Genomic DNA, 12201 nt, shown 5'->3' with positions numbered 1-12201 from the left:
GGACTCGAGTCTTGTGCACCCGGGTTCGACCGTCGAGTCCTGCGCCAGACGTCGACTCGGTCGACCGTCGAGGCGCACGCTGGGTTTGCGTGCCTGGACCTTCGATCACGGGCCCGGCCATGCCCCCGGATCCCCGGGTGCGCGTCCATCTGCATGATTCCAAATGCCGACAATCTGCACATTCTCCAAGGCATTGCTCGGTGTAGCAAGCAATTCGAGAGAATGCTTGCTATACCAAGCAGTGATTGACCGAAGAGGCAAACACGGTCGCGCTGAGTGAACACACGATCGCAGCCAGATGAGGCGATATGGAGCAGCGCCGACAAGATCCCTGGACCCAGGGCGATCGCGTTCCTCTGTCGGTGGCCACCGGGAGCCAAACGCCCAGCTGGACGCCCGCTGGTGCTGGCTGCTCGGGGGGGACGTCTCCGCCTCGTCTCGGTCCGACGTTCGTTGCCCTAGGCGACGACGACGAGCGGCGGCGGATTGGCCTCCTGAGAGCTCTCCGTGCCTCCGGGCACGAGGTACTTCATGCGGCTGGGCCTCGATCCTGCGAGAGACTCATCCAGGATTCGACTCACAAGATCGGCGCTGTCGTTTGCTGCGCCCAGATGAAGGAGATGTCCGGATTCGAGTTTGCGCGCCGGGTGATCCAGCGGAATCCCGACGTTCGTGTTCTTCTCATTTTCCGGGAATGCTCCGACAGCCTTGCCATGGATCGGGCTTCGGCGCTCGGCTACACGCATGTCCTTCAGTCGGCCGGGGTCGATGAGGTCTGCTCCGTACTCACGGGCCTGCTCGGGTCTACTTGTGCACGAGAGCGGCTGAATCCTTCGGATCTCGGCGCCACACGAAACGAAGGCGCTTGAACGGTACAGGCTTCTCTCCCGGACGTTTAGCAAGCGACCGCGAGAAGGAGCCGAAGGGAATGAGCTTTGGAAGGAAGCGAGAAGCTTGATCGCCGAGGTCGCTCCTTGATGGGAGTGCATCCCTCGCCGAGATCGAGCCGCTGCTTCTGGTGCGATCGACTCCACATCAGCCTCTACCTTCTATCCGTATGCGAACCCTGCAAGGTGCGACTTAGTCCGCTGCGAGGTGCCTCGAATTGACCCAATCGACACTCTTCACGGCCGCGGCTGACAAAGGGCTCGAGAACGTCGTCGCCTGTTCGAGCGCGATCAGCACGATTGACGGCACGACGCTGCTCTATCGCGGTCATACGATCGAAGAGCTGGCCACCAGCGCCACGTTCGAAGAGGTGGTCTACCTCCTGTGGTTCGGAGATCTTCCGACCTCACCTCAGCTATCGGGCTTCCGGGCGCAGCTCCAGGCGAACGTCAAGCTTCCCGAAGAGGCACGCAGGTGGCTCAGCGTGATGCCGTCCAACGTTCACCCGATGGACTACCTCGCCACAGTCGTCGCAACGCTTGCTCTCCACGACGCGGAGGCGAACCAGATACGCCGCAGTGCAACGCTGAATCAGGCCCTTCGGCTCACAGCGTGTCTAGGGACGATCGTTGGCGCGTATCAACGCATTCGCCGCGGTCAGCGTCCTCTGGCGCCAGATCCGGAACGCTCCATCGCGTGGAATCTTCTTCGCGGTATCACCGGCGAGGCGCCCACGTCAGGACAGGAACGAACCGTCGACGTCTGCTTGATTTTGCACGCCGACCACGAGCTGAACGCCTCGACCTTCGCTGCCCGGGTCACCGCGAGCACCGAATCCGGTCTCTACTCGTCTGTGCTCTCGGCCGTCGGTGCATTGAAGGGGCGCCTGCACGGCGGGGCGAATTCGGCGGTCATCAAGATGCTCCGCGAGATCGGTGCGGTGAATCGGGTCGAACCGTATCTCGACGATGCTTTCGATCGACGCGCGAAGATCATGGGTTTCGGCCACCGAGTGTACAAGGACGGCGATCCACGGGCCCGAGTCCTTCGCGCGATGAGCGAACGGATGGCCCCTGAGGGAGGTGAGGCCAACCTCTTTCGCATCAGCACGTGCATCGAGGAGCGCATGATGGACCGCAAGGGCCTGATCGCGAACGTCGACTTCTACTCTGCCACGGTCTACGACGGGCTCGGTATCCCCGACGATCTCTTCACGTGCGTCTTCGCGGCGAGCCGCGTTGCGGGCTGGTGTGCGCATGTTCTCGAACAATACGAGAACAATCGGATCTATCGACCGCGAGCGCACTACATTGGGAAGCCGGCGGTTCGTGCGAGCCGACCGCGCAGCCCAAGCCAATCGGGTCCGTCCACCGACTGGCGGCGCTAGTCGTCAGCGCGCAACACGGAATTCAGGTCCGACGACACATTCTCCGTCGGCTTTTCCACGCCGGACGCGCGTCCCTTCGCGTGGTCCAGTCGACCCGCAGCTCGACCATGGAGATCGCCTAATGGGGCGCGAAGCGGGCTGCGTGCGGGTCCGTCCATCGGACCATTCCCAGAGCTATCACAGAGGGGGCACCAACGATCTCGGTCCCGAGTCGCGAAGAATACAAGGTCGCGTGCCAGAACGGACAGTCGATCGAACAGGTAGTCATGCAGATTCGCCTGTCCGAGGCCCCTCTGATCGCGCTGGACGGGCTGCCCGGAGCTGGAAAGTCGACGCTTGCAATCCGCCTCTCGGCTGATCTCGGCGTCAAATCGGTCCACCTCGACGACTACCTCGTACCCAACGGTGTCGGCTACACGAACCGCCTGGAGTATCGGCGCATCCGCCGCGCTCTATCCGTTCGTCCTGTGATCGTCGAAGGCGTATGCATGCTAGACGTCCTCGATCGAATGGGGCTTCACCCGGATCAGCTCATCTATCTGCGAGCACCCTGCTCCGCTCGGTACTTGGATGTCGGTCATCCACTCGTTCGAGAGGTCAATGCCTATAGCGATCGAGCGCGCCCGATGGAGAAAGCGACGTTCGTCCTCCTGAGAACGCTACCGGAACAGCAGCAGCTTGGCGGATTGCAGCGATACGAGGAAATACTCGACGCCCACCTCTCGCGAAATCGAACACGGATCTCACGCCTGCTCGCAATCGCTGGTGTCGTCACTCTGGCTATGGGTGGGCTTGCCGCAATCGTTCCATCCTCGGGGACCAGTGATGGATACCTGCTTCGGATTGCAGGAGCGAGGTTCTCCATCTCGGACATCGGCCTGCTGACTATGCTGATTTCGGGTCTCTCGCTCTTCCTCACCTGGTCGGGGCAGTCACCGAATCGCCGGCGATCACCGAGCCCGAGAAGACGGTGAGCAACACCAGAGCTTGACGGTCGCCTGGGTACGGCCGGAATCCGCCGAGCCACCGTCCGCAGAACCCTCACTCACGTGGTCAAGCGCGTTGTTCTGGGGATATCAGACGGTCTTCGCGGCGCGCCATCGGCAAAGGTTCTCCCACACCGAGCGGATTGGGTGGTCAAGAGCGGAATCCAGCCTCATCGTGTCGCATTGACATCACGAATCGCCTTGCTCGCGCGGCGGCTTGTCGTCGGTTGACTTGGCGGAAGTCGGCTCCGCGGCGAGCTTGCTCCGTTCGGGCGGCCGCTTGTACGACTCCGGAATCACGCGCGGCGCGGCAGCGCGCAGGGTGGCCGCCATCTGACTCTCGAGGATGTCGTGCGTCCAGCTGTACATTCCGTCGCCCGGAAGAGCGCCCTCGGGTTTCGTGCACATTTGGTCACGACGCCCCCATACCAGGATGTAGGGCTTCTCCTCTTCCCGAGTGATACCGAGCTCGACGGACATGCGCAGAGATTCGTTCGTGTGCTCCCCGCAGAGGAATACGACTTCATCCGCGGACCGAATGTGCCCGCGCGGATGATCCGACCAGCCCTTCGTCCGCATCGCGCTCGACTCGTCGCAAACGATGTCGAACGACGAGCCGGGGCGACGCGACTGCTCGGTGAATCGTTCGTAGAGGTCGCGATCGTATCGCTCGTCGAAGCTGACGAAGACTTTCATGTCCACTCCGTGGTCGGGCAGGCTCCGCCTGACGGGAGGGCGCCGAGCGCGCCCTTCCCTGTCAGGCGGAACCGCGCCATAGGACTACCTGCCGCGGAAGCCGCCTCCGCCGCGCTTGTCCTCCGCCTCGTTCACACGCAGATTGCGGCCACCCAGCTCCGAGCCGTCGAGCGCCCGGATGGCTTTGCTGGCAGCGTCGGCGTCGACCATCTCCACGAATGCGAAGCCTCGCGGCCGACCTGTGTCGCGATCCGTGATCACGTTCACGGACTCGACGTCGCCGTGCGAGGCAAAGACGCTGCGCAGCTCGTCTTCGGTCGAGGAGAAGGGGAGATTGCCTACATAGATCTTGTTGCTCAATTGTTGTCCTAACTGCGACAGTCTTCCGTCGCGACTCTCGCTCGATGCTCTCATCGGATCTTCCGGATTGAGGCGACCGAGTCGATCTTCGATCTCTCGCGCGTCTTCGCGCGTCGCCCGCGGCGTCGAGGTCACTCCGCGCCGCCAGCCAGCGTGATCGTGAATTTCAAGTTGCGAACCCGCGCAAAGCGGCGGGTCGAGAAGCGTCGGCCTCGGTCAGCTCTCGGCGCTCGCAGGCGCCGGCCACCCGAAGGCGGGAACCAGAGACGGGCGCGGAGAGATTCGGCTGGCAGTTCCCTGCCCGAGTGCCTGCTCGGTGTCCCGCAGCCATTGCCGGTCGTTCGGCGTCACGAACGTGCACGCCCTGCCAGCGCCCCCGGAGCGCCCGGCGTTTCCGACTCGGTGGATGTGGGACGCGGGCGTCTTCGGGACGTCGAAGTTCACCACGTCGTCTACGCCGGGGACGTCGAGACCGCGGGCCGCGATGTCCGTCGCCACCAGAATGTCGAAGCGTCCCTCGCGAAAGCCCGTCATCGCTTGTTCTCGCTGCGACTGAGACATGTCACCTTGAAGCGCGATGGCGCGGAGCCCTTGTCCCCTGATCTGCTGGGCTGCTTCTCGAGCGCGATGCTTGGTTCGCATGAAGACGATCGCAGTCGCACAGTCACGTCGCGACAGCACGCGGTTGAGCAGGTCGCTCTTCCCCTCTTCAGGAACGGAGTACAGGATGTGCTCGGTCTTCCCGCTCAAGGGTGCACACGCCAGGTCGACTACGTGAGGACTCGACAGGATCTCGTTGGCGAGGCTTCGAATCTCCCGCGACATCGTCGCCGAGAACAGGAGGATTTGTCTTCCTTTCGGCAGCTTCGCGAGGATTCGCATCAGCTGCCGCCTGAACCCCATGTCGAGCAAGCAATCCGCTTCGTCGATCACGAGCATTTCAATGCGGCTCGGATCCATCGTCCCTTGCTCGAGCAAGCGGAGGACCCGTCCCGGACAGCCGACGACGATATCGGGATGCTGCTCGAGGCGCCGAGATTGCGCGCGAACGGACAACCCACCGAAGACCGTGGTCGTGGATACGTGGGTGTAGCGAGCAAGGACGACGATCTCCTGTTCGATCTGCGTCGCGAGTTCCCTGGTCGGCGCGAGGACGAGCGCACGTGTGCCGCCGTTCTCCTCGCCCGCAAGGTGCTCGAGAACAGGTACGGCGAAGGCCGCCGTCTTCCCTGTCCCGGTCGGGGCAAGGCCAAACACATCTCGACGGGCCAGGGAGGCAGGAAGGGTCTCGGATTGGATGGGACGCGGCGTTCGGTACCCCGAATCCTCGAGGGCGTTCGAGATCGACGCAGAGAGCTGAAAGGTGCCGAAGCTGGCGTTCGGCAGAGGTCGCGCAAGGGCGCTGGGCAAGAAGGAGACTCCAACGTGCGAGGGCGACACGCTCCGCGTGGCCTCGGCACTTCGTTCTTACCCAAACAACAGGCGGGGAAGAGGTGGTTTGCGGCGCGCCTCAGCTCGAGAAGTGAGGGGCTGCTGTAGCCGCATCTTGGCCGCTGCCTCTGTGGCCTGGCAGGCGGCGGGGAGATACCCGAAAAATAGAGTGATAGCGCAGCGCGTCGGCACCCGCCATTCAATCTCGAGAACGACCTGCGTGTCGATCCGACGAGCTCAGAATCGGCGCTCCTCCTGGCAACGTTCGCGGGAGAGTCCCAACGAGGACGTTCTCACCCTGGCTACAACGTGGCGATGCGAAAATCGCGCAGATCACCAGCGAGCCCGTCGCCGCGATCATCGGCCGGGCGATCCAGATCCACGGCGCGGCGGGCCTGTGTCAGTGGACGCCGCTCGCCAGTGCCTACTACCGACGTGAGGATCACACGTTTCCGGCCACGGATGACGGCTGGGATTCGACCCGATCTGTCCACTGAGGTACGGCGGCCGTCGCGAAATTCAGGAGCTCCGACTCAGGTCAGCTATCCGTCACCGTGGCCTAACATGAGCCCCCCCGGACTTCTCGTATACACGAGAGAATCCGAGGGCTCATACGGAGCACGAGACCAGATTCGAACTGGCGTCCGGTCGCGGCCTGAAGGCCGCTCCACTCGCTGATCGCTCGCACTCGGAGGCTTCGCCTCCTCCCCCGCCGAGTTGGCGAGCCAGGCCGGGAATCCCGCAATCATCCGGAATGATTGAGGTTGCTTCGGCTCTTGGTCCGCTCGAACCAGACAGTGACCGGCACTGAGAGGCAAGGAAAGGCAGGACGAATCGCGGAGCGCGCGAAGAACAAGCCCGGTTCTCGGCACCGCCGATCTGTCACGAGCCGACAAGCATGCCCCGCCGGGGCACGTCAGCCCCTGCCGGGGGCGATCGCGAGACGTCGAGAGGTCGAAGAAGCCGTCGTTCGCGGTTCCATCATGCCGGACCTCACACTCGTCGGCAGTCACGCGCGCGAGTGATCCCCGTGAGTGCGAGGCACCCGGCGACGAGCATACCGGCCGCGCCCGGCTCGGGGACGGGAACGGACTGACGGGTGAGCTCGCTCGTATTGCCGTCCGCATCCGTCGCGGTCGCCACGAGCATGCCGTCGAGGTCGCCCTCGATCTGGGGCACGACGCCGATGAGTCGATAGGTGTTCGCAGCGGTCGCCGGGTAGAGGTCGGACCCGACGTAGACGTCCGCCCGCCCGTCCGGCGTCGTGCGCAGGTAGAAATCGACCTTGAGCGGGTAGCTCGCCTCGAGCGGGTCGGCGTCGACGAGATAGCGGACCTCGAGGTCGCCGGTGATCGGATTGAACTCCGTGAACACCGGATCCATCAGCGGCAGATTCTGGAGCTGGTTCGCGCCGACGTCGGTATCGCCGAGGTCGTTGTCCGTCTCCCCGTCGTCGCCGAGATCGACGGGCAGATAGTCGAAGCTCTCGAAGAACACGTTCCCCCGCACGGTCGTGCCCTGCGCGGATTCAAAGACGCGGATCGCCGAGTCTTCGTTGTGCGCGAACACGTTGGCCGCGGCCGCGACCATCTCGTCCAGCGCGCCGAGCGCCGCGCCGATCGTGTTGCCACTCCCCTGGACCTGGACACCGCCGTCGGCGTTGGGCGCTGGCGTCCCGTCGGGCAGCACGCCGATCCAGTTGCCCCGAACCCGACTGCCCGTGTTCGCCGAACCGCCGGAGACGAGCTGGATGCCCGGCGCCGCGTTGTGACCGATCACGTTACCCCCGCCGTTGTCCAGGCCGTCGATCGTCCCGATCTCGACGTCGTCGGAGTTGGAGACGTAGACCCCCGCGATCGAGTTCGGAATGGGCGTCCCACTGGGCAGCGTACCCACGCAGTTCCCCAGTACGAAGTTTTGCGCGGACGAGAACGAGAAACCGATGCCGATGCGCTGATGGCCGACGATGTTGCCGAGGCCGGGTTCCCCGACCACCACGCCCTGCGCGCCACTCACGATGATCCCGTTCCAGTCGTTCCCGAGATCGTCGCCCTGGGCGTTGGTGCCGACCGTGTTCCGGAGAATCGTGTGATCGGCACCAAAGGCGAGGATCCCGTTCACGGCGTTGCCGCCGACGATGTTGCCCTCGATGGTCGCATCGACCCCGTCGACCTGAATCCCGTGCGAACCGTTCCCGAGCGTGTCATCGAGGTCCCTGTTCAGGCCGACGATGTTCAAGTCGATCCGGTTCGCCCCTTCGGAGTCGATCCCGGCGCCATCGTTGGCCGAGATCAGGTTGTTTCGCACCAGATGCCCGAAGCCATCGACGATCTCGATGCCGCTTCCCTGGTTCCCCAGCGCCGAAGTCCCTGCGAGGTTGGTCCCGATCGTGTTCCCGATCACGGTGTTCGCCACCGCGGGCTCGATGAGCACGCCGCCGAGGCCATTGCCCGAGATCAGGTTGCCCCCGCCTTCCAGCGCAGAGCCGATCTGGTTCCGGGTCGACCCGTCGACGAGCGCGACGCCGTAACCGCCGTTCGGCGTGCTGCCGCCGAAGGGGACGAAGGTCGAGGAACCGAACGTATCCGTCCCGATTAGGTTGCCGTTCACGTCGACGAAGAGGCTGTTCGCCAGGCGGATCCCGTGCGACCCGCTGCTCGCGATCACGTTGCGACGGCCCGTGCAGGCCCCGGCCCCGCACGACTTGCCGATCCGCACGGAACGGGAGGCACGCACCTCGATGCCGTAGGCCCCGTTGCCGGGGTAGAAGACGCCCCGGGAGATGCCGATGTGGCAGCCTTCGATCGCGACGTCCGCGTCGACGCGCGTCCCGGTCGTCACGATGATGCCGGAGAGGTCGAATCCGTGGATCGCGAGGCCGCGGATCACGCTGCCCGTCGCGCCGGAGGTGACGACGAGGCCCGCCCCACCGCCAGCCTGTCCGCCGCCGATGTTGATGATCGGCTTGGCATTCGGGTCGAGCAGGGCGTAGCCGGGCGCCGTATAGCCATCGATTGTGAGCGGATCGCTGATCGTCGGCAGGAGACTGGTCGGGAAGATCTCGACGACGCCCGCGACCGTGGGCAGCGTGGCCGCGAACTCGACGACGTCGGCGCCGGCGAGCGCGTTTCCCTCTTCGATCGCGGCCCGCAGGGTGCACTGGCCGGCGAAGACGCCGGGAGCGATCTGGATGAAGAGCCCGGTGAAGCAGGCACCGTCCCCGGGCGTGGCGTCGCCGGTGTCGGCGGTCGAGTTGACCGAGAAGGTCGCGCCGAAGGCACTCGACGCGGCGAGACAGACGCCGATCGCGACCGCGGTCGCGAGGGCGCCGCGGATGCGCTCGAGCACCCGCTCCCGAACTTCTTGTGAAACGCGTCTCGTCTTCATGCCGTCCTCCCGGTCTCGAGGACAGATTCGGACGGGAGCCGCGGCCGCTCCGTGAAGCGGTTCACGCAGCGCGATTTTCTCGGGCCGCTAGTCCCTGGGCAGCGCGGAGGCCACGGGCTTCGACCCGGACGGCCGCCCGAGCTTCCCACCGCCGGCGGCGAGGACGAGGTATTGGCGAACTTCGACCGAGTCCAAGCCCCTGTACGAAGAAAGCCGCCCCACTTTGTGGGACGGCTTCTTTCGTAGGTGGAGCACGAGACCAGATTCGAACTGGCGTCCGGTCGCGCCCCGCGCGGCGTTCGCCGCGCAGGACGCTCCACTCGCTGCTCGCTATTCGCTCGCAGCTCCCCCTCAAGTTGGCAATGCTCTTAAACCCGAGGGTCCAATCCAAGGACCTGGGCCGTGCCCCAGACACAAAAAACCCGCCGCCCTTTGGGCGACGGGTTTTTCGTGTGTGGAGCACGAGACCAGATTCGAACTGGCGACCCTCACGTTGGCAAGTAATTCTGGAGATCTTGCAACCATCTGGATTCGTTGAGCTTCTCTTGATTCCTGGTCCGGTCTTACTAGGCAAGGATGTGCACTGAGAGGCAAGGAGAGGCAAATCACGCGGGACCCACTGCTTTATCGCGGACTTCGCTGCTGGCCTCGAAAGCCGCTACGTCCCCCTCAGGAAGGAGCCCCACGAACCCCACGACGCCGGCGTGGTTCATTCTGTCAGAAAGCAAGACGACGGCCCAACGTTGAAAGAACGCGGGGCGGTCGGCGATTGCGGATTGGCGGGGAACTTCGGGCGGCGCTGTCGCCGGCCTCGATACGCATTGAGCTGACAAGCAGCCCGCACCCAGGCTAATCGCTGCCCTACCGGGCCGACCCACACCAAACGTGTCAAAGCACCGGCATCACGTCGGCTCTCGCCCGTCGGGCGGCCATGCCTCCACGCCGTCCTCGAGAGGAATCTCCAGACTGCGCAGCAGCGAAGAGAAGAGTCGCCAGTTACCGATCGCCGCGACGAGCTCGATCAGCACCTCGTCTCTGCCGAGGCAGTCGCGACATGCCTGCCACGTCTCGGGCGAAATGGTCCCCGTATCGATTGTCTCGTCGGTCGCAGCCAGCACGGCTCGCTCTCTGGCTCCATAGCCGGCATGGCTCTGCCAATCCCGGACGCCGAGCAGTGTCTCTTCGGAGATTCCCATCATGCGCGCCACCCGCCAGTGCTGCGTCCACTCGTAGCACGAGCCCGTGACCCACCCGATCCGCATAATCACGAGTTCGCGAAGCTTGCCGTCCAGGTATTCGCCTCGGAGGAGCGTCTCGAGGAGCCCCGCCACCGACTTCGCGAGATGGGGCGTCCGCAGCAACACCCGAAAGACGGAGAGCGAGGCGAACGCCGGGTTCAACCCGAGCTGTTCGGCGATCTGAGCTGCCTCCTCCTCCCCAAGCGGTTCCGCCCGAACACCTCCCCTCATGCGACCTCCTCTTCTCGATTGTCTGGAACACCTTCGATTCGAAAACCGACCACCGAAAATTCTCCTGGCGGCAGCGAGATCACCTCACTCCGGACGCGGGCACCGCACGCCAGCTCGCCGGGCCGCACGTCGAGGACGCGACCGGCCAGACGGAGCCCCGACTGCTCGTCGAGCTCGACCAACCCGACGACGTAGGGGATGGCGTCGAGGTATCCGGGCACCGCGCCGTGCTGGACCACGATGAAGCTTCGCAGACGACCGGTTCCGGCGATCGGCGCGAAAGTGGTTTTGCCCGCGCACGCACGGCATCGCTCGAGCGGCGGATGATGCCAGAGGCCACATTCCACGCATCGACACAGCTCGACCCGTCCGGACGCCGTGGCCTTCCAGAATCCTTCGGTATCGAAGTCCGGCTGGGGCTGCGGCGGAAGCATCGTCGCCCGGTCGCTCATCGAGACACCGCTAGCAGCATGGCGCCTCCATAGGGCCCCGCACCGGCGGTGACCAGCGCGACCTCCGCCGCATCGACTTGCCGGACGCCCGCGTCGCCACGTAGCTGAAGGACCGCCTCGAAACTGTGGTTCAGACCGTGGATATATCCCTCCGAGAGGAGTCCGCCATGTGGATTGACCACGACTTCGCCGCCGTACGTCGCTCTTCCTTCGCGGAAGAAGTCGCCCACCTCGCCGCGTCCGCAGTAACCGAACTCCTCGAGCGTGACCATCACGGTGTAGGTGAAGCAGTCGTACATGCAGGCAACGTCTACGTCGGCGGGGACCAGGCCACTCCGACTCCAGAGGTCGGGCGCCACGTGTTTCGAGTACATCGTCGTTAGGTCGGGCCACTGCTCCCAGGAACCGCCGGCCCCCGTGAATTCGGCATGCGCGAGGAGCGAAACGAGTGGCTGGCGCGTGTCTCTTGCCCGCTCCGCCGTGGTGAGCACGAGGGCCACGGCGCCGTCGACCTCGAGCGCGCAGTCGTAGAGCCGGAGCGGCTCGTTGATCCAGCGGGCGGCGAGATAGTCATCGATCGTGATGGGCTTGCGATGGACGGCGTGCTCATTCCGAGAGGCGTGCCGTCGTTGGGTTACCGCGATCTCGCCGAGATCTTCACAGGTCGTTCCGTAGACCCGTTGATGCTCCCGCGCCCACATCGCCATCCACTGCGGTGGCGTCGAATAGCCTTGAGGCGCCGTGAACTGCATCGGCCCGCCGACCCTGCGAGCCCCATCCGCACGACCGAATCGCCGACCGCTCCGCCCGTTGAGCGAGCGGTAGACGACTGCCGTCTCGCAGGCGCCCGACTCGAGGGCCATCGCTGCATTCGTGACGACGCTCGACGCATAGTTGCCGCCGCCCATTAGATCCAGATTCCAGCGGAGACCGGGCGACCCGATCGCGTCCGACACTCTCATCGGCCCCGCCGAATCGCCGACCTGATAGGTCGCCGCTCCGTCGACATCCGCCGCGGTGAGCCCGGCGTCGTCGAGCGCGAACCGAGCGGCCTCCGCGGCCATCGCGAGCGTCGTCCGACCCGAGCTTCGGCTATAGACCGTGCGACCGATGCCCACGATGACCGGTGCCCTCGGATTCGACAT

Annotated in this window: 10 protein-coding genes and 1 tRNA gene; 2 read left to right on the top strand and 9 right to left on the bottom strand. The window is 64.7% G+C overall.

Annotation, left to right across the window (positions count from 1 at the left end; all coding sequences use genetic code 11):
* Nucleotides 1-458 precede the first annotated feature (458 nt).
* Nucleotides 459-902, bottom strand: a complete 444-nt coding sequence (locus NXI30_19510) for a hypothetical protein (GenBank protein ID MCR9096418.1) — start codon at nucleotides 900-902, stop codon at nucleotides 459-461.
* 203 nt (nucleotides 903-1105) lie between these two features.
* On the opposite strand from NXI30_19510, the gene NXI30_19505 reads away from it, so the two are divergent.
* Entirely contained in the window at nucleotides 1106-2275 is a 1170-nt protein-coding gene (locus tag NXI30_19505; protein ID MCR9096417.1) for a citrate synthase, read from the top strand.
* A 266-nt stretch (nucleotides 2276-2541) separates the two neighbouring features.
* Entirely contained in the window at nucleotides 2542-3249 is a 708-nt protein-coding gene (locus NXI30_19500) for a hypothetical protein (GenBank protein MCR9096416.1), read from the top strand.
* A 201-nt stretch (nucleotides 3250-3450) separates the two neighbouring features.
* Here the strand turns inward: NXI30_19500 and NXI30_19495 are convergent, their stop codons facing one another.
* From NXI30_19495 to NXI30_19460, 8 genes are all read right to left on the bottom strand, one after another.
* Nucleotides 3451-3957, bottom strand: coding sequence for a TIR domain-containing protein (locus NXI30_19495; protein MCR9096415.1), 507 nt, complete (start codon nucleotides 3955-3957; stop codon nucleotides 3451-3453).
* 84 nt (nucleotides 3958-4041) lie between these two features.
* Nucleotides 4042-4317 carry an RNA-binding protein gene (locus NXI30_19490; protein ID MCR9096414.1) on the bottom strand — a complete coding sequence of 92 codons (276 nt, stop codon included), beginning with the start codon at nucleotides 4315-4317 and terminating at the stop codon, nucleotides 4042-4044.
* Between the two features lie 216 nt (nucleotides 4318-4533).
* On the bottom strand, nucleotides 4534-5757 hold the full coding sequence (locus tag NXI30_19485; GenBank protein MCR9096413.1) for a DEAD/DEAH box helicase: 1224 nt from the start codon (nucleotides 5755-5757) through the stop codon (nucleotides 4534-4536).
* Nucleotides 5758-6741: 984 nt separating this feature from the next.
* Entirely contained in the window at nucleotides 6742-9135 is a 2394-nt protein-coding gene (locus NXI30_19480; GenBank protein MCR9096412.1) for a right-handed parallel beta-helix repeat-containing protein, read from the bottom strand.
* Nucleotides 9136-9382: 247 nt separating this feature from the next.
* Nucleotides 9383-9462, bottom strand: a tRNA-Ala gene (locus NXI30_19475).
* Between the two features lie 575 nt (nucleotides 9463-10037).
* Nucleotides 10038-10604: a carboxymuconolactone decarboxylase family protein gene (locus tag NXI30_19470; protein ID MCR9096411.1), complete on the bottom strand. Its 567-nt coding sequence runs from the start codon at nucleotides 10602-10604 to the stop codon at nucleotides 10038-10040.
* Complete coding sequence (locus NXI30_19465) at nucleotides 10601-11056, bottom strand: OB-fold domain-containing protein (GenBank protein ID MCR9096410.1); 456 nt, start codon at nucleotides 11054-11056, stop codon at nucleotides 10601-10603. The genes NXI30_19470 and NXI30_19465 overlap by 4 nt, the downstream gene beginning before the upstream one ends.
* Nucleotides 11053-12201: a nonspecific lipid-transfer protein gene (locus NXI30_19460; protein MCR9096409.1), complete on the bottom strand. Its 1149-nt coding sequence runs from the start codon at nucleotides 12199-12201 to the stop codon at nucleotides 11053-11055. The genes NXI30_19465 and NXI30_19460 overlap by 4 nt, the downstream gene beginning before the upstream one ends.

It is taken from the genome of bacterium (assembly GCA_024742285.1).
Taxonomy (GTDB): domain Bacteria; phylum Myxococcota_A; class UBA9160; order UBA9160; family UBA4427; genus UBA4427.
This window is presented reverse-complemented; position numbering and strand designations above follow the sequence as displayed.